Source organism: Exiguobacterium sp. s43, from assembly GCF_018617255.1.
In the GTDB taxonomy this organism is placed as follows: domain Bacteria; phylum Bacillota; class Bacilli; order Exiguobacteriales; family Exiguobacteriaceae; genus Exiguobacterium; species Exiguobacterium profundum.
Genome location: NZ_JACSJT010000001.1, coordinates 170,187 through 188,897 on the forward strand (window position 1 = coordinate 170,187; position 18,711 = coordinate 188,897).

At 49.1% G+C, this 18,711-nt stretch carries 18 protein-coding genes; 12 read left to right on the forward strand and 6 right to left on the reverse strand.

Annotation, left to right across the window (positions count from 1 at the left end; all coding sequences use genetic code 11):
• Positions 1-62: 62 nt before the first annotated feature.
• Positions 63-2,012, forward strand: a complete 1,950-nt coding sequence (locus tag KNO79_RS01005; protein WP_214690413.1) for a glycoside hydrolase family 3 protein — start codon at positions 63-65, stop codon at positions 2,010-2,012.
• A gap of 41 nt (positions 2,013-2,053) precedes the next feature.
• On the opposite strand, the gene KNO79_RS01010 is transcribed toward KNO79_RS01005, so the two are convergent.
• Both KNO79_RS01010 and KNO79_RS01015 read right to left on the reverse strand, forming a co-directional pair.
• Positions 2,054-2,899 (reverse strand): DegV family protein, encoded by an 846-nt coding sequence (locus tag KNO79_RS01010; protein WP_159563021.1) that lies wholly within the window; start codon positions 2,897-2,899, stop codon positions 2,054-2,056.
• Positions 2,900-2,907: 8 nt separating this feature from the next.
• Entirely contained in the window at positions 2,908-3,756 is an 849-nt protein-coding gene (locus tag KNO79_RS01015; protein WP_159563020.1) for a lipoate--protein ligase family protein, read from the reverse strand.
• A 101-nt stretch (positions 3,757-3,857) separates the two neighbouring features.
• Here KNO79_RS01015 and KNO79_RS01020 point away from each other — a divergent pair, with 101 nt between their 5' ends.
• Together KNO79_RS01020 and KNO79_RS01025 are read left to right on the forward strand one after the other, a co-directional pair.
• Positions 3,858-5,153: an HD domain-containing protein gene (locus tag KNO79_RS01020; protein ID WP_159563019.1), complete on the forward strand. Its 1,296-nt coding sequence runs from the start codon at positions 3,858-3,860 to the stop codon at positions 5,151-5,153.
• A gap of 22 nt (positions 5,154-5,175) precedes the next feature.
• Positions 5,176-6,762, forward strand: a complete 1,587-nt coding sequence (locus KNO79_RS01025; RefSeq protein WP_214690414.1) for a Na/Pi cotransporter family protein — start codon at positions 5,176-5,178, stop codon at positions 6,760-6,762.
• A gap of 39 nt (positions 6,763-6,801) precedes the next feature.
• Here KNO79_RS01025 and KNO79_RS01030 read toward each other — a convergent pair whose 3' ends face one another.
• The gene (locus tag KNO79_RS01030; protein WP_012727443.1) at positions 6,802-6,990 is read right to left on the reverse strand and encodes a 2-hydroxymuconate tautomerase; all 189 of its coding nucleotides are present in this window, start codon (positions 6,988-6,990) and stop codon (positions 6,802-6,804) included.
• Between the two features lie 147 nt (positions 6,991-7,137).
• Between KNO79_RS01030 and ypfJ the strand changes: the two genes are divergently transcribed.
• From ypfJ to KNO79_RS01075, 9 genes are all read left to right on the forward strand, one after another.
• Positions 7,138-7,992, forward strand: a complete 855-nt coding sequence (gene ypfJ / locus KNO79_RS01035) for a KPN_02809 family neutral zinc metallopeptidase (protein ID WP_031422139.1) — start codon at positions 7,138-7,140, stop codon at positions 7,990-7,992.
• 94 nt (positions 7,993-8,086) lie between these two features.
• Positions 8,087-8,935 carry a MurR/RpiR family transcriptional regulator gene (locus tag KNO79_RS01040; RefSeq protein ID WP_031422140.1) on the forward strand — a complete coding sequence of 283 codons (849 nt, stop codon included), beginning with the start codon at positions 8,087-8,089 and terminating at the stop codon, positions 8,933-8,935.
• Positions 8,932-9,399, forward strand: coding sequence for a GNAT family N-acetyltransferase (locus KNO79_RS01045; protein ID WP_214690415.1), 468 nt, complete (start codon positions 8,932-8,934; stop codon positions 9,397-9,399). The genes KNO79_RS01040 and KNO79_RS01045 overlap by 4 nt, the downstream gene beginning before the upstream one ends.
• 101 nt (positions 9,400-9,500) lie before the next feature.
• On the forward strand, positions 9,501-10,394 hold the full coding sequence (murQ, locus tag KNO79_RS01050) for an N-acetylmuramic acid 6-phosphate etherase (protein WP_035387829.1): 894 nt from the start codon (positions 9,501-9,503) through the stop codon (positions 10,392-10,394).
• A gap of 13 nt (positions 10,395-10,407) precedes the next feature.
• Complete coding sequence (locus tag KNO79_RS01055; protein WP_031422144.1) at positions 10,408-11,781, forward strand: PTS transporter subunit EIIC; 1,374 nt, start codon at positions 10,408-10,410, stop codon at positions 11,779-11,781.
• 60 nt (positions 11,782-11,841) lie between these two features.
• A complete protein-coding gene (locus KNO79_RS01060; RefSeq protein ID WP_214690416.1) occupies positions 11,842-12,891 on the forward strand; it encodes a DUF871 domain-containing protein in 1,050 nt (349 codons plus the stop codon).
• Between the two features lie 55 nt (positions 12,892-12,946).
• On the forward strand, positions 12,947-13,450 hold the full coding sequence (locus KNO79_RS01065; protein WP_031422148.1) for a YwhD family protein: 504 nt from the start codon (positions 12,947-12,949) through the stop codon (positions 13,448-13,450).
• Between the two features lie 156 nt (positions 13,451-13,606).
• Positions 13,607-14,884: a dicarboxylate/amino acid:cation symporter gene (locus KNO79_RS01070; protein WP_074035617.1), complete on the forward strand. Its 1,278-nt coding sequence runs from the start codon at positions 13,607-13,609 to the stop codon at positions 14,882-14,884.
• A 63-nt stretch (positions 14,885-14,947) separates the two neighbouring features.
• On the forward strand, positions 14,948-15,487 hold the full coding sequence (locus tag KNO79_RS01075; protein WP_251125266.1) for a TVP38/TMEM64 family protein: 540 nt from the start codon (positions 14,948-14,950) through the stop codon (positions 15,485-15,487).
• On the opposite strand, the gene cls is transcribed toward KNO79_RS01075, so the two are convergent.
• The 3 genes from cls to KNO79_RS01090 form a co-directional block, all read right to left on the reverse strand.
• Positions 15,463-16,992 carry a cardiolipin synthase gene (gene cls, locus KNO79_RS01080; protein WP_308162704.1) on the reverse strand — a complete coding sequence of 510 codons (1,530 nt, stop codon included), beginning with the start codon at positions 16,990-16,992 and terminating at the stop codon, positions 15,463-15,465. The two genes, KNO79_RS01075 and cls, sit on opposite strands and share 25 nt — an antisense overlap.
• 55 nt (positions 16,993-17,047) lie before the next feature.
• Positions 17,048-17,398, reverse strand: coding sequence for a hypothetical protein (locus KNO79_RS01085; RefSeq protein ID WP_074035622.1), 351 nt, complete (start codon positions 17,396-17,398; stop codon positions 17,048-17,050).
• A 65-nt stretch (positions 17,399-17,463) separates the two neighbouring features.
• On the reverse strand, positions 17,464-18,648 hold the full coding sequence (locus KNO79_RS01090; RefSeq protein ID WP_214690418.1) for a chloride channel protein: 1,185 nt from the start codon (positions 18,646-18,648) through the stop codon (positions 17,464-17,466).
• Positions 18,649-18,711: the final 63 nt, after the last annotated feature.

Below are 18,711 nucleotides of genomic sequence, written 5' to 3' on the forward strand. Positions count from 1 at the left end.
GCTTCTTCCTCCATGCCTTTTCGTTTGGGGGTCAGCCAAATTTGACTAAGGGGAGTGGGAACATGAACAAGGCACTGAATTGGACGGCAACACTCGGATTGACGACGGCATTGCTCGTCTCGTCGGTTCCAGCAGCAGACGCGGTCGTGGCGGAAGGGACGCCGACGATGTCGATTGACCAGCGCGTCAACACGAAGCTAGAGTCGATGACGCTCGAACAAAAAATCGGGCAGATGATCATGCCGGACTTCCGATTATGGAACGGGGCGAACCATACATCTCTTGCACCGGAAGTGGCGCGTGTCATCGATCGTTTCGATCTCGGTGGAGTGATATTGTTTGCGGAGAACGTGAAGGAAACGGAACAGACGACGAAACTCGTTCATGATTTGCAAGAAGTCGTGAAACAAGATGCCAGCAATGATGTCCCGTTATTCGTCACGATCGACCAAGAAGGTGGGATTGTGACACGACTTGGGACGGGAACGAATTTACCGGGGAATATGGCACTCGGGGCCACACGTAACAGTCAATATGCCTATGATGCAGGGAAAATCATCGGTTCTGAATTGAACGCACTCGGGGTAAACGTGAACTTCGGACCGGTACTTGACGTCAACAACAATCCGGGGAATCCGGTCATCGGCGTCCGTTCGTTCTCGAGCGACCCTGAACTAGTCGGGGAACTCGGTTCCGCGATGACACAAGGTATTCAAGACCAAGGTGTTGCAGCAACGGCGAAACATTTCCCAGGTCATGGCGATACGGCCGTCGACTCGCATTATGGGTTACCGGTTGTCGATAAATCACTCGACGAGTTGCGTGGTCTCGAGTTGTTACCGTTCAAACGTGCCATCACAGAAGGAATCGACATGATCATGACGGCGCATATCGGGATGCCACAAATCGAGGACGAGGTCGTCGAATCAGAACGCGGCACGTTCCCACTCCCGGCGACGCTTTCGGATGATGTCATCACGGGAGTGCTTCGTGAGGAACTTGGATATGAAGGAATCGTGGTGACCGACGCACTCAACATGCAAGCCATCGCAGACAATTTTACGGAAGCAGAGGCGGTCATCAAGACGTTCGAAGCAGGGGTCGACATCGCGCTCATGCCGACGATTTTACGCTCGGAAGCAGATGTGATCAAACTCGAAGCAATCTTTGAGGAAGTCATTGCGGCAGTGAAGGATGGACGTTTATCGGAGGCGACCATCGATGAATCAGTGGAACGCATTTTAAAACTGAAAGCAGAGCGTGGAATTTGGGGAGAAACGACGGACTCCACGACGCTCGAGATGAAGCTCGCAGAAGCGAATGCGACGGTAGGGAGCGCTGAGCATAAAGCGAAGGAACGTGAAATCGCGGAGGCGGCAGTCACTCTCGTGAAGAACGAGAAGAAGACGCTCCCATTCAAACCGAAAAAAGGAGACACGGTGCTCGTCTTGTCGCCAGCGAAAGACCAAACGGATAGCATGGTGAAAACAATCAAGTCACTAGAAAAGAATGCAGGGAATATGAAAGACGTGAACGTCATCACGGCCAACTACTCAGCATCAACGCCGCATCTAGATCAAAATCCGGCACTACGGCAACAAGTTGAGGCGGCTGACTATATCATCGTCGGTTCGAACGTGAACAACAGCGCGAAATTAAAACCGACATCAGCTGATCATTATGTACCGGCCGAAGTGTTCCGTTATGCAAATGAGACAGGGAAACAATCGGTTTTACTCAGTTTGCGCAACCCATACGACATTGCCGTTCAACCGGATGCCCCCGCACATCTCTTAATCTATGGATTCAAAGGCGATCCGAACGGTCCAGATTCGGAGGCGGGCAACTTGAAGTCGGCTGGTCCGAACTTACCGGCAGGCATTCGTGCCATCTTCGGTGAAGTGAAGCCACAAGGGAAGTTGCCGGTAGATGTACCGAAATTTGTGGACGGTGTATTCCAAGACGAAAATTACGCGCAGTTCGGTGATGGATTTAAAAACTGGAATCGCTAAACGAAAATGAGCTCGCCCGAAAATCGGGAGAGCTCATTTTTTCATGCCTCGAAATAGGCGATGACGAGTAGACCGGGACCGGTGTGGGCACCGATGGCAGACCCGACCAGTGTCTTCGTGATGTGCTTCGGTTCGAGATGTTCGCGGACCATCTTCTCGAACTGTTCGGCTTTTTCTAGGTCGTCACCATGACCGATGAAGAGGTCTCCGTTCTCGACGATCGACTTCGATTCGACTGTCCATTCGACCATCCGGCGCATGACCTTTTTATGACCACGCACCTTTTCAATCGGGACGAGCTTGCCGTCCTCGACCGTCAATAACGGTAAAATCGTCAACAAGTCTCCGATGAAAGCACTCGCCTTCGAGACACGTCCGCCCCGCATCAAATATTCGAGCGATTCGACCGTGAACAAGTGGCGGACTTTGCCGACGAGCGAAGTGGCATACTCGACCGTTTCTTCATACGTATGGTCTTGACTATACGCTGCGACCGTTTTGACGAACAATGCCTGTCCGACAGAGGCGGTCCGTGTATCGAGAACCGTGAATGTACTGTCTGGATATTCCTCTTTCAACATTTCGCCGACCATGACAGCGGTTTGGTATGTACCGGAGAGTTCTCCGGAGAAAGCGAGATATAAGAACGGGATTCCAGCCTCGAGATGCTGACGGAAGCAGTGTTCGATTCGTGACGCCTCGATTTGGAACGTCTTTGGCGTCTTGCCATGCCGCATCGCTTCGTATACTTCTTTTGGTTGAATCGTCTCACCGTCTAAAAATTCTTCGTTGTCGATGATGACACCGAGCGGTAAAATCTCAAGACCGTATTCGATGATTTGATCGTGTGTCAAATCGGCCCCGGTGTCTGTGATCAGTTTAAACATTGGATGAATCACTCCTCTGTTAGTTGTTGTTCAATGTCGCGTAACGGTTCATTCCGTTTCCACATGCGTTCGAGCTGACTTGAGAACATTGTTTGCTCGTCTGCCGTCAGTGTCGCGTTTTGGAGCGAACTGACAGTGGAAAGAACGCGGTAGGCTCGAGTGAGGACATCTTGCACGGTAAGCGGGATTCCAAGCAAGTCTTCAAGCGAAGCCATCGTTTCCGGTACAATGGTAGGGTACGTGAACTTTGTCACTTCTCCTTGAATGGCAAGGTTGTAAAAGTCACGGATGATTTCAGCACGTGCGCTCCCGCTCTGTCTTACGCTCAAGTAAATTTGAACGGCGACACCGCCACGGACGCGTCGTTGCGAAATCCCAGCGAACTTTTTGCCGTCGATCGACAAGTCGAAACTTCCAGGACAGTATGAGCCGACGACTTCACCTGGGACGATGTCATTCGTGACGTCTTGGAACATGTGTTGGATGAGCGAGGTCATAGCCTCATAGCCGCTGTCGATTTGAATCCCGTCCTTCTCTGGTAAAATTAAAGAAAGGTTGAGGACGTCATCGTCTAGCACCACGGCTAAACCGCCTGAGTTTCGGACGACGGGACGGAATCCATGTTCATGTAAGTAACGAATTCCCTCTTTCAAATGAGGCAGCCGAGCATCCTGGATTCCGAGTACAATCGTATCGGTGTGCACCCATGCCCGCAAGACGGCACCTCGTTCTTGCGTTGACGCACATAACGTATCATCGGTCGCAAACGATTGTTCCGCTTGAAACATCGTGCCAAGACTCGACTGATCGATGATGCGATAGCTCGGTTGTCGTAATAATGGATGGATCATATTCATTAATTCCTTTTCACAAAAAATTTTCCTCCTCATTATAGCATGGAGGGAACGATTCGTTTGAAGTCGAATCTAGAACATAACGAAACGTAGGAGGGCATGTCATGTACTCGTCTCGAGGACAACTATCTGGATCGAAAGTATTTAAGGATCCGGTACATCGATATATTTATGTTTACGATCACCTCATTTGGGAGTTGATCAATACGAAAGAATTTCAGCGTTTGCGTCGTATCAAACAACTTGGAACGTCTTTTTTGACATTTCATGGCGCGGAGCACACGCGATTTCATCACTCGCTCGGCGTATATGAAATCGCACGCCAGTTAATCGATCAGTTCCAACAGTATCCGGAATGGGACGACCGCGACCGTGAACTACTGTTGGCAGCAGCGCTCTTGCACGATGTCGGACACGGTCCATTCTCGCACGCGTTCGAGCACGTCTTTTCCGTTCGTCATGAAGTGTGGACGGAGCGCATCATTTTAGGGGAAACCGAAGTAAATAGGGTTTTATCTGAGATGGGTGTCGGGTTTGCCGAAGAAGTGGCCTCCATCATCAATAAGACGCATCCGAATCGCTTGATTGTCAATATGCTCAGCTCACAGCTTGATGTCGACCGGATGGACTATTTGTTACGCGACGCTCACTTTGCGGGTGTCAGTTATGGAAAGTTTGATTTAGAACGCATGTTGCGCGTCTTGCGTCCGGATGAAGACCAAGTCGTGGTCAAGCAGTCTGGGATGCATACGATTGAAGACTATATTATGCGTCGCTATCAAATGTATTGGCAAGTGTACCTTCATCCGGCGACACGGTCGAGCGATCTCCTCTTGAAAGCGATTCTTGAGCGGGCACAGGAGCTCTATGAGAGTGGCTATGAGTTTAACATGACGCCGAAACACTTTTTGCCGATCTTTGAACGCACCGGTATGTCACTCGAACAATATTTGAAATTGGATGAGACGGTCGTCTACTTCTATTTCCAAGAATGGATGGAAGAAGACGACGCGATTCTAGCCGATTTGGCGAGTCGATTCGTGAATCGCCGATTATTAAAATATAAGAACTTCCCGGAAGCGAATCGTGTCCGTTATATGGAGCGCTTGCGACAGACGATGGAGACGATCGGGCTTCCACCAACATACTATCTGCTTGAAGATCAATTGAGTCAATTGCCATACGATTTATATAAAGGACAAGGCAAATACGAGGGGATTTATCTACAGATGAATGACGGGGAGCGAAAAGAGATTTCAGAGGTCTCGATGCTCGTCCAGTCGATTTTGAACTCGAGACAATCGGATGAAAAAATTTATTATCCGGAAGATGTGTTGTTGAATTTAAAAGATTATGCGAATGAAAAATCGTGGATTTTATCGACATTGAAGGACGATTAAACACGCAAAGGGGCGTGACACGATGGAGATTGCGACACTGATTGGTGGAATCGGGATTTTTTTACTCGGGATGACGTTACTGACAGATACGCTCAAAAAATGGGCTGGTACACGATTGCGTCATCGGTTGAATCAATTCACCGACGGCTCTTTGTCAGGGGCGACTCTCGGCGCAATGCTGACGACCCTGTTTCAATCTTCCTCGGTGACGACACTGATGACGATTGGGTTTGTGAGCGCGGGGCTTCTCACGTTCACGCAATCGTTACCTCTCGTAATTGGCGCAAACGTAGGCAGCGCGACGACGGGATGGATCATTGCCATCCTCGGCTATAACTTAGACGTGCGCCAGTTGTTTTTGCCGATCATTGGAATCGGGATGGCGTTTCGTCTATCCAGTCCGCGCCTTCGCCGTGTGGGACTGTTGCTCGTCAGTATCGGGTTGATCTTTGTTGGGATTGGGACACTTCAAGAAGCGATGCGGGATGTCGTCACGTTCTCGTTTGGCTCGGCCGGTGAGATGACCGTTCTGCATCAGGCACTTCTGATTGGAATCGGATTTATGATGACCGCCGTCCTTCAGTCATCGACGATTGGACTCGTGCTAACGATGACGGCTCTCGCGACGGCGGCGATTTCACTCCCGCAAGCCGCTTATTTGGTGCTTGGTCAAAGTGCGGGGACGAGCCTCGTCGTGGCACTCGGTTCAATCGGAGGCTGGAAGTCAGCCCGACGCATTGTATTGGGGCATGCCATCTACCACGTGTCAATCGTCCTCATTGGATGGCTGACGTTCCCTGTTCTCTTCGAGGTCGTCAATCGAGTAGCCGATTGGTTCAACTGGAACGACTTATTACGTCTCGCCTTATTCCATACGACATTCCATCTACTAGGTGTGATCTTATTCCTACCATTTTATCAAACGTTCGCACGGCGATTACTGAAGTGGATTCCGAGTCGCTCCGAAAAATTGACACATCTGCTCGATAAAAACATGTCACAACTCCCTACGGTCGCTCTTGAAGCGGCACGACGCTCTTTACTTGAAATCGAACGATATTTAGGAAATGAGACGGAATTGCTTGTCCGAGAGGGACGTCTTCGTGAAGATGAATTGACGCTCGTCGACAAGACGTTGAGCGATGTCCGTGTCTTTTTGAGCACGATACGTCTTGAAGATGAAGGAAAGCAAAATGATTATGGCCAACATCTATCCCTCTTGCATACGATCGATCATCTGGAACGCTGGTTATATGTCTTGCGAGAAGTCGAACCGGTCCACGCACTTCGGGACACCGACTTTTTAGCGGCACGAGAACTCGTATTGCATGAGCTTGACCTTGTGAATCAACTGAATCATCATACGCCACCAGAGGATTCGAAGCTGTGGAAACAGGCCTCAAAACAACTGGCGGAATATCGAAAAGCACATCGCTCGGAGCTGCTAGAAGAAACGGCGGCGAATCAGTTGGAGATGGACCAGACGATACAAAAAGTACAAGTATTGCTCTGGCTCGACCGTATCGGCTACCACATCTGGCGAGCGACACGTCACTTGATTAAGCCGACCGTACCGAGTGAACGGTTCGACGTGAACCGAGAAGACTAGAACAAAAAACGGACTCCATATCAGGAGTCCGTTCGTCACTTACTTCTTATCTGCGTGCATTACACCGGCTTGTCCGTAATGTGTCGCATCCATCTCTTCGATGAAGACGGTGATGTTTTCTTTTGGCGCATTCGTCGTTTCGGAGACGGCATCCGTCACTTTTTCAATCAACGCGCGTTTTTGTTCCACGGTACGGCCCGGGAGCATTTTTACAGTTACATAAGGCATGGTCATTCCTCCTTTGCTGAAGTCTCTTTCATTGTAGAGAATCCCCTTCCTCTAGAAAAGAAAATTCTCATCTACCTCGAAACATGAGCTCACTTTTACCGGATTTGGGGTAATAAACAAGACAGAGCGAATGTAGGAGGAATCGGGATGAAGTGGAAAGGAAGACAACAGAGCCGGAACGTCGAGGATCGACGTGGGCGTAGCATCGGAGGGAAAGGGATTGCCGGGGTCGGAGGCGGTCTTGGGTTGATACTCGTCATCGTCTTTACATTATTGAACGGGGGAAGCCCGACCGATCTCGTCAACAATATCGGACTCGGGGAACCTCAATCGGAGGGGACGTATACCGGAACGGCTCGTGAAGAGGAGATGGCAGATTTCGTAGCGGTTGTCTTAAAGGATACGGAAGAAGTGTGGACAGACATCTTCGCTGAAAATGGGATGACCTATGAAGAGCCGACGCTCGTCCTATTTTCCGGACAGGTTGAATCCGCTTGTGGTATTGCCGGCTCCGCTGTGGGTCCGTTCTATTGTCCCGGCGACCAAAAACTGTATATCGATTTGAGTTTTTATGATGAATTGAGTCAACGTTTCAATGCACCAGGGGATTTCGCGATGGCTTATGTTGTCGCCCATGAGGTCGGGCATCATGTCCAAACGCTTCTCGGGACGACAGAAGAAATCATGCCGCTTCGTAACGAGATGAGCGAGACCGAATTCAATCGCTATCTCGTACGCTTCGAGTTGCAGGCAGATTACTATGCGGGCGTATGGGCCCATCACGCGCAAGGGTTAGGGTATCTTGAAGCGGGAGACGTGGAAGAAGCGATGAATGCCGCGCATCAGATTGGCGATGACACGCTGCAGCGTCAGGCACGTGGATATGTGACACCAGACTCGTTCACGCATGGGACGTCGGAACAACGCATGCGGTGGTTCGAGAGAGGGTTTGAGAACGGATCGATTCAAGGTGGCGACACGTTCAATACGAACAACTTATAGATCGGGCGCCTGCTCGATCTTTTTAGGTGATTGGAATATGTGGAAGGAATCCGCTATCATAAAAGAACAACAGTTGCAGGAAGGGGATGACCAAATGGAATCCTTACTTACGAAAATTGATTTAGCGAAAGAGGATATGACAGCGGTCGAAAAGAAGATCGCCGACTATATTTTGTCCCATTCAACACTCATTCCAAACATGACGACAAAAGAGCTTGCGCAAAAGACGGATGTATCCGAGGCGAGTATCGTTCGCTTCGCTCGAGTCGTCGGAATTGATAGTTTTAAAGCGTTCAAGCTCGCGCTCGTGAAAGACTTGGCTGTCACGGAGACGACGCTGACGGACTTTAACGTCCTCCAGCAAAAAGACACGCCGTATGACTCGTTCCAAAAAGTCATCCATGTGAACAAGGCGGCAATCGAGGCGTGCGCCGAAGCGATGGATAAACGAGAACTTGAACATGCAGTGGACCTGTTCGCTCGCGCGAACCGCGTCATCTTTTACGGGGTCGGGGGGTCTTCGACTGCGGCAATCGATGCGCAATATAAGTTTACGAAGCTGGGATATGCGGCCACGACCTCTCCCGATTTTCATTATATGTTGTCGCTGATCCCGCATTTAGGAAAGTCTGATGTATTCGTCGCAATCAGCACGTCAGGACGAACGAAAGATGTGCTCGAGCTCGTCCGATTTGCGAAAAAGAAACGTGTTCCGGTCATCGCCATCACTAACCTCGACAAATCACCGCTTTACCGAGAAGCGGACGTTCGACTCTGTACACCGAACGTCGAGAGCGACTTCCGAATCGCGAGCATCGCCTCACGGATGACACAATTGACGATTGTCGATACGTTATATATGGGACTCCTCCACCGGAAGGGAGAAGGGTTGATTGATCGGTACGCAGAAGCCCGTGATGAGATGGTGAAACTACGCCGATGATTCAACCTTATACGGCTGAAGATCGTCAAGAATTGCAACGCTTTTTGATGGACCAGCGCACATTCGCAAGATTGAATGAACAGACAGTCGAGATGTTTCGTGACGAGAACGTGGCAGATTTTGAAGAAGAAGGTACCATTAGCCTGATTTTTCGTGAAGAAGAGCGAATCGTGGCAATCGCCGACCTCTTAAAAAAACATCCGATCGATGGCTCGCTTTGGCTTGGTTTGTTCGTTGTCGAAGAATCTCTCCATGGGACAGGTTTGGCGCAAACGTTGTATGAACAATTGGAAGACCAATATATGCGCCCGTATCAAATGGAGTTTCGGTTAGGCGTGCTTCCTCATAATGTTAGAGCTCGCCGATTTTGGGAGCGAAACGGATACGTGTATGAGAAGGATTCGATCACGAATAAAGGAACACGTGTGCACGTCTTGAAAAAACGACTCATTCGTTCAGAGTGAGTTTTTCTTTAAAGTTTATTTGAAATTAAATTTCATAAAAATTAAATTATAAATTGACTTTAAATTTCAATATAGTACGATGAAATCATAGAGAAGAAAGGATGGTGGCGATGCTAGATAAACTGGCTACAGAAAGACGGAATGAACGAACGATGCACCTGGACGAGATGTCGATTGAGGAACGATTGGCGATTATGAATGCAGAGGATCATAAAGTTCCTCAAGTGATTCAAGAGCAACTTCCGGTCATCACAAAAGTCGTGGAGCGAGTCATCGCATCCTTTCGTAAAGGCGGTCGCCTGATTTATATCGGTGCGGGCACGAGTGGACGTTTAGGGATTTTAGACGCAGCGGAGTGTGTGCCAACTTTTGGAGTATCACCCAATCAAGTCATCGGACTGATTGCCGGCGGCGAACGCGCGCTCATTCAAGCCGTTGAGGGAGCAGAAGACAGTAAGGAATTGGCGGTCACAGATTTGAAAGCGCTTCATTTGACGGCAGAGGATACAGTCGTTGGGATTGCAGCGAGCGGTCGAACGCCATATGTGGTCGGAGGTCTCGATTACGCACGAGAACTCGGTGCCACAACAGCTTCAATTTCATGTAATCGCGATGCAGTCATCAGTCGACATGCGGATTACCCGATTGAAGTGGAAACGGGACCGGAAGTACTGACCGGTTCAACGAGATTGAAGGCGGGAACAGCACAGAAACTTGTCCTCAACATGATTTCGACGACGTCGATGATTGGAGTAGGGAAAGTGTATCAAAACTTGATGGTTGATGTGCAACCGACGAATGAAAAGCTAGAAGTGCGTGCCAAGCGGATGATTGCAGAAGCGACAGGGGTCGACATGGAAATGGCCGCGCGTTATTTTGCTTCATCCAAGGGGCACGTCAAAACGGCGATTGTCATGATTTTAGCGGACGTCTCTTATGAGGAGGCTGTCAAACGATTAGAGCGCGCGAACGGATTCGTCCGCGAGGCGCTATAAGGGGGAAATCGAGATGAAGAAAGAAGAGGTTTTAGCACGGGATATCCTCGCACATGTCGGGGGGAAAGAGAACATCCGTCAACTCGCGCATTGTATGACACGTGTTCGACTGACGCTGAAAGATGGAACGAAGGCAGACATTGACGCATTGAAAAAGATTGACGGGGTCATGGGTGTCATCAATGATGAGACGCTGCAAATCGTCGTCGGCCCAGGTACTGTGAATCGGGTCGCGGATTATATGAGTCATGAGACAGGGCTCGCAATCGGGGAAGAGTCGGTTGATGCGAACCTGACGTTAGAGGAGCGTGCGGCAATCGAACGCAAGAAGGTGAAAGAAAAACAAAAGTCACCGTTCAAACGATTTCTTCGTCGCCTCGGGAATATCTTCATTCCGCTCATTCCGGGACTTGTCGCATCGGGGATCATTAACGGGGCAGCGAACTTTGCCGTCAACGCCGGCGTCGACCGGACGGAGACATGGATGCAGATTCTACTCGTGCTCGGTAGCACGGTCTTCGCGTACTTAGCCATCCTTGTCGGTTGGAACACGGCAAAAGAGTTTGGAGGAACGCCGGTACTCGGGGCGATTGCCGGGGGGATCCTGTTCAACCCGCTTCTCGCGGACATCGTCATTTATGGGGAGCCGCTCGTCGTCGGGCGTGGGGGATTATTCGGTGTTATTTTTGCCGGTTGGCTCATGACGTATATCGAGAAGCACATTCGTCGCTTCATGCCGGTATCCATTGATATTATTTTCACACCACTCTTTACAGTCTTGATCGTTGGATTTACTGCTTTATATGCAATAATGCCGGTCGCTGGCGTATTGTCAGACGGTATCATGCGAGGAATCAATGCGACGCTTGAATTCGGGGGACCTGTCGCAGGGGCACTCTTGGCCGGATTCTTCTTACCGCTTGTCATGGTCGGATTGCATCACGGTTTGACGCCAATCCATTTGGAACTGCTGAACACGGTCGGAACAACGGCCCTTCTCCCAATCTTGGCGATGGCCGGGGCGGGGCAAGTCGGTGCAGCGCTTGCAATCTTTGTGAAGACGCGCAACCCACGCCTTCGCAATATTATCAAAGGGGCCATTCCGGTAGGTTTCCTTGGAATCGGGGAACCGCTCCTGTATGGTGTCACGCTTCCGCTCGGACGGCCTTTCTTGACAGCGTGTCTCGGGGCCGCGGTCGGTGGTGCCTTCCAAGCGACAATGAAGACAGCGGCGCTCGGGGTTGGTGTTTCCGGTCTATCGCTCACACCATTGATTGATAATGGCATGTATTTGACGTACATTGCCGGACTATTGATTTCATATACGGCAGGCTTCCTGTTTACTTATTTCTTCGGTTTCAAAGAAGAGATGGCAGACGGGATTTAATAAAAAAAGATGGCTCCAGTCGAGTCATCTTTTTCTCTACTTTTGGAAAGGTGGATTCATATGAGAGGGATTTCAGTGTACTTAGGCGATGAACTGACACTTGATTCGATGGCTTGGATGGAACGCATGCGAGAGGCAGGGTTTACGAGCATCTTCACGTCGCTCCATATTCCTGAAGACGATCCGACAACTTATACGGAACGACTTCAGCAATTAGGTGCGTTGGCAAGTCGTCTAAAGATGGAACTCGTGGCGGATATCGCTCCATCGTCTCTACAGGCACTCGGTAAGACTTGGGATGATGCTCATGCGCTGTTGGAGTGGGGTGTCACCGGGTTACGTGTTGACTATGGTGTCACACCGAAACAAGTGGCGGATTTATCACGACATATGATGGTCGCCCTCAATGCGAGTACGCTCACGGAAGCAGAGCTTGAAGAGATGCTACGACAAGGGCTACGACGTGAGCATGTCGAAGCGTGGCATAACTTTTATCCCCGTCCGGAAACAGGACTCGAGCGTTCTTGGTTTGATGAAAGAAACGACTGGTTACATGCGCAAGGAATACGGGTACAAGCATTCATCCCTGGAGATGAACGGTTACGTGGCCCCCTTCATGAGACATTACCGACACTCGAGATGCACCGCCACCAATCTCCGTTTTCGTGTTATATCGATTTACAAGCGAGGGTCGATCGAATCTTGATTGGAGATCCATGTATATCCAATCAGACGATGCGACAGTTTCGGGAGTACGACGATGGCGTCATCGTTCTTCGAGCGACCACACGAAATCATGATGATTCGGTTCCAACCAGTCACACGAATCGGATGGACCCAGGCCGGGACGTCATCCGTTCGGTCGAATCGAGAGCGTATGGACGACCTGGGGACCATTTGATTCAACCGCGAGATACAGAAGAACGAGTGCTCGGCAGTATCACGATCGACAATGAACGTTACGGTCGTTATGCAGGGGAACTGCAAATAACGAAGCGGGATTTGCCGGCAGATGAGCGCGTCAATGTCATCGGAAGGATCATTGAAGAAGATCGTTCATTAATCCAACAGATCGGTCCAGGGGGACGCTTTCAAATCGAGTGGGTGTGACTCAGGATTGCCACCATCCTATATCATTGTGTACAGTAGAGAGGGAGGGTGGAACATGAAAGACATTAATTTTAATATTATTTCAGACGATGCGACGGACGGACACGGTGGTTTTGGTGTCGGTTCGCTTAGTTTAAATAACATGTCTCCGGTCATCATCGATGTCGAAGAAGGCGTTGCAACAATCGATATGGGAGCGATGCACGCCAAGTCTGCCATCGAGAAACGGATTAAGTTTTTGACGGACCCGGAAGCGGTACCGAACGGGAAACCGTATTGGATCGTGTGGGTGACGGTCGGTCGAAAACCGGAAGGCTTTTATTATGGCGGTGTCGCGGCATGTGACATGTTAGTTGACGTGGAAGCGAGACGGGGTTATAAATTATTACCGTATCACGTTAATCAAATGGATAAATCGTTAAAGGGTCGGATTTTAATCGACATGATGGACGCTCCGTCCCGCGACGTTTTAGCGAACTTCTTACAAGAACATCGCCCTGAGATTTGGGCAAACTCGACTGAACTTCATGCAGAGCTCGAGCGTGTAGACGCTGAGTAAAAAGATTGGACGAATTTTCGTCTCCAATCTTTTTTGTTTCAAGTTTTTGGGAATTTCAAGAGAATTTGTAACTGAAGAGATATTCAGTTGTAATTGTATGAAAATTCAGTATTATGATATACTGACTACATTGTGAAAAAAAGAAAGGGTGATACGATGAGCGAAACGAAAAAAATCTTAATCGGTCTCGCGCTAGGTGTTGTTGTTGGTCTCGGATTGGCGGGCTTGCCGGATAATGTTTATGAGATTGTGAATCCGTATATTTTATCTCCGGTCGGAACGATCTTTTTGAATTTAATTAAAATGTTAGTCGTACCGATTGTCTTCTTCTCAATTATTTTAGGCGTCATGGGTCTCGGGGACCCGAAAGAACTAGGTCGAGTCGGGTCGAAGTCGATTCTGTTCTTCTTAGCGACTACAGCGCTCGCGATCATGTTAGCGATGGGTGTTGCATCCGTCTTACAGCCAGGGGAGCGTGGGGACTTCCAAACGACAGGTCTTGAATTTGAATCAACAGCGACCGAGGAATCGTCTAATATCGTACAGACATTCGTCAATATGATTCCAACGAATCCGATTACGGCGCTCGCTGAAGGAAACATGCTTCAAATCATCGTCTTTGCTGCATTGATTGGGTTTGCGCTGATTGCCCTCGGGGACAAGGCGAAAACGTGGCGTCAATTCGTCAAACAAGGCGATCGCATTATGATGTACTTGATTCATCTTGTGATGAAGCTCGCTCCATACGGCGCATTCGCATTGATTGCTTCTGCAATCGGAGGCATCGGTCTCGACGCGGTTGTCGCAATGGCGTGGTATATGATTGCCGTCGTCTTGACGCTATTCTTACATGCAACGATTGTCTACGGGGCAGCGGTTTACTTCATCGGGAAGATGAGCCCAGTCTTCTTCTTCAAGAACTTCTATGAGGCGATGACGTTCGCGTTCTCGACTTCTTCGTCAAATGCGACGCTTCCAGTATCGATGGAAGTCGCACAGAAAAAACTCGGTGTGCCGCGTTCGATTTCGTCGTTCGTACAGCCACTTGGGGCAACGGTCAACATGGACGGAACAGCGATCATGCAAGGGGTTGCGACGATTTTCATCGCGCAAGTGTTCGCTTCTGACTTAACAATGACTCAGTTGTTGACGGTCGTCATCACAGCGGTCCTCGCTTCGATCGGGACAGCGGGTGTACCGGGAGTCGGACTTGTCATGCTTGCGCTCGTCCTTCAGTCAGTCAACTTACCGGTAGAGGGAATCGCTCTCATTATCGGAGTAGACCGTATTCTTGATATGCTTCGCACATCAGTCAACATCACGGGGGATGCGGCATGTGCGGTTGTCGTTTCGAAATTGGAAGAAAAACATTTACCACCAGTCGACGAAGACTCGTGGGATGAAGCCGGTGCAACCTCTTCATCATCGCTATGATATAGTAAAGGATCATGACGACATGTCATGGTCCTTATTTTGTGAATAGAAAGAGTGATTGTTATGGAATGGGAACTGCTTCCGCTCCCGCTCCCTTTATTTTTGATGATCAGTATTTTACTGAATAGTGTGATTGCGGTCGCCGGTGTCCTCCCTAGTGCTTTTTTGACAGCCGTCAATGTGAGTGTCCTCGGTCTCGTGCCGGGCATCCTCGTATCGATTGTCGGGGAGGCAGTTGGCGCCGTCGTGAGTTTCATCCTTTATCGGAAAGCCCTACACCGTTATGTTTCTCCGAATGGTAGCCGATTCCAACGGCTTCGGGAGTCCGAAGGAGCCGAGGCTTGGTTTCTCGTCCTCGGGATGCGTCTTATGCCATTCGTTCCTTCTGGTCTCGTCACGTTATCGGCGGCGTTCAGTCGCATGACGCTCGCCTCGTTCGCAGTAGCAAGTACGATTGGAAAGATTCCTGCCTTGATTATGGAAGGACTGGCGGTGACGGCAGCGATGCAGTTAACGATTGGATGGCAATTGTTTTTAGTTGGTGTCGTCGCCATGACGTATCTTGTTTGGCGAATGCGTCAAAGGAGTGGCGAGAAAATGTGACAAAACGCTTCGACGAAACGTTTGCCGGTCGTCTTTTTCCGCAACATGGTCCAATCGATTAAAATGGATTCTTCAAAGTCCTTCAGGAATGCCTCGTGCAGTTCTTGAATGGATGTAGTATCGAATTGGGCAATCATCATCTCGTGGTTTAGAAACATACTACGAAAATCGAAGTTGGCTGACCCGACGAGGGCAACTTTGCCATCAATCAGTAGTGTTTTCGCATGGATAAAATGGCGATTGTATTTATAAATTTTGATATTGCGCTTCAACAATTGTTCAAAATAATACTCGGTCGCATGGAAGCTAAACCATTCGTCTCCTTTGCCCGGTACAACGATTCGGACATCGATGCCACTACGACCTGCGACTTCAAGAATGGCCAATAGTTCAGGTGGGGGGACAAGGTATGGGGTGGTGAGCCAAATCGATTCTTTGGCATCCATCAACAGACGCATGAGTCCATCGCGAATCGTGACGTCTTTACCAGGCGATGTGACGAGTAGTTGTGTCGCACCGTTTTGCCCTTTCGGTTCATTCACAAAGTACTGAGAGAGGTGCTCTTCATCTGCGAACAAATCCCATGTTTCATCACTCGTCCCTTGTCCTGCGTATAGCCAGTTCTCGACAAAGAGCTGTTGCAATTCTCGGACGAGCGGACCTTCAAGACGGAGATGGGTGTCACGCCAAAAACCGAGTTTATCATTCTTCCCAAGATATTCATCCCCGACATTCAACCCGCCTGTTAGCGCGATTCGCCCATCCACGACAATCAGTTTTTGATGATTGCGGAAGTTGGCGTTAAACACCAGGTACGGATGCAAAACGGGGTCGAACGCCTGAACGTGGACACGGGACTCCCGTAACGGTTGGATAAACTCTTCCCCGATTTCTTGGCTACCGAGTCCGTCATACAGAAAGCGGACAATGACATTTTCATTCGATTTTTGAATGAGGGCGTCTCTAACTTTTAACGAAATGTCATCCGTCCGAAAGAGGTAGTATTGGATGTGGATATGATCGGTTGCACTGTTGATGGCGTCTAATAATGCATCAAATTTCTGTTCACCGTTGACGAGCAGTTTAGTCGAAGTATGACCATCGGCACCGGATGCGCCTAATTTTTCGAGTGTCCGTGTCAACGGGTAAGACGACACAATATCAGGTGAAGTTTCAATTTTCTCGCTTTCGATTGCTTGCCGTAGCATCTGGATCTCTGATGACGTTCGTTTGAAGCGTCGATGACGGCGTGGCGTACGGCCAAACATGACCCATGCCAAGACACCGATGAATGGAATGAAGAAGACGGTCAGTAACCAGGCGAGCTTCCCTTGAGGTTGTACTTGGTCAAATAGAATTTGCCATCCGACGACGAGCGGTGCGATGATGGCGATTCCAATTAATATAGGAATAAGGACGTCGAGCCAGAACAAGAGACCGATAAGCAAGATAACACTGATCACCATGATGATCAGTTGAATTACGCGACGTTTCAAAGGAAACACCACCTTTCTATATTTCGATGAACGATGAAAACGAGGGGGAATTCCCCCTCGTTTTTTAGTACACGCTGTTCAAAACAGCATTGATTTCATCCGCATAGCGAACGAAGAAGTACACATTCACTGCGAGAGAGAACAAGACGAGGAAGAGACCAAACTGTGCTTTGACCCGATTCCGATTCCAATAGTAGAAGACGGACAAGAGCACTGCCAGTCCTACGAATAGAGCGATGACTTCAACGATTCCCCAGACGATATCCTTGGACAAAAACATGTCGACGATTGTCATGACGACATAAATGAAGACGACAATCCCCATAATCACGACTAAAATAGCTAAAATGATGCTAATCCAATCCGAACTAACTGCGTCAATTAGGTTTTCAATGGCCATTTCATATTCGCTCACAACCGTTCCTCCTTTCGAGAGAGTGCATAACTATTCATCTCTTACCCTTTTTTCAATATCTAAAATCAAGCTTTCGCTGGTGAATGGATGAACGATGGAAGTGGAATTTTTGAAACGATTGCAACGACTGCGAATACATAGAGCCAACTATTCGGAGGGAAAAAGAGAACGAGTAGTACGATAATAGCCAGCGGTTGTCGCATCGCCGTCGCCAGTAAGGCGCTCGTTGTCAAGACGACGGAAAATGTCATATCGATGTCAAACAGTAAACTGAAGAAGTAACCGAGCGTGAATGAAGAAAAAAGAAGAGGATAGATGTGCCCACCACGCCAACCAGTCGCTAAACAGAATGCGGTAAAAAGCAGTTTCAGTACACTAAATAAGAGAAGGGTATAGAGAGGAATCAGTCGCCACTCGTCGATATACTCAAGAATAGTTTCTTCTCCGGAGAAGAGGAGGTCCGGATAAAGAAGAGCCATGATCCCGATTCCGACTCCACCGAGCGTTGTAAGCAATAAGATTGGTATGTTTGAAAAAAGTCGCATCAATGCATGTTCACTCACCAAATAAAGCCAGCCGAGAACCATGCCGCCAAGAACAATCAATAACATCGTCCAATCGATTTGGACACTTTCAATCGCAGGGAACTTAATGATGAACGGGGGACGCTCATCCAATTGGTTCAATAAATAAAACGTCCCAATCCCGGCGAGTGTCGCCAGAAGGTTTAGCATCGGTTGTTTCTTCTGCTCGTTCTCCTCAGCCGCAATCGCACCAAATAGTGGCGCGTTGAAGACAATCCCGAGCACGACGGCATGACCGACTTCTTGTAATTCACCTAACTCTTGACGAACATAGCGGATTCGCTCGGAGAACCATGTCGTGAGTCCGCCGACGATGCCGACGAGCGCGGCCTCAGGACCGAGGCTTGCACCTCCGATGAGAACGAGGAGGGCGGTCAACGTTGTGAATCCAATCAAGCGATAGTCGATACGACCGGTATCTTTTCGTTCTTCCATCACTTCTGGCATGAGACGAGGCATTTGCCCATACCGACGTTGCAACAGACCGATGCTTACACCAGCGATGACCGGTACGAGAAACAGATAAAACGGAATATCAAATTGCTCAGGTACCGTATGCCATACAACGTGAATCCCTTTATAAACGACGGACAAGAAAAGCCAACTTACTAAACCGATGATGATTCCTAGTACGATTGCATAGCCACTGACAATCCATGATTTCATCTACATATCCACCTCTTTCGCTCCCGTCAACCTTCTATAATATGCTATCTCCTGAACATCTCT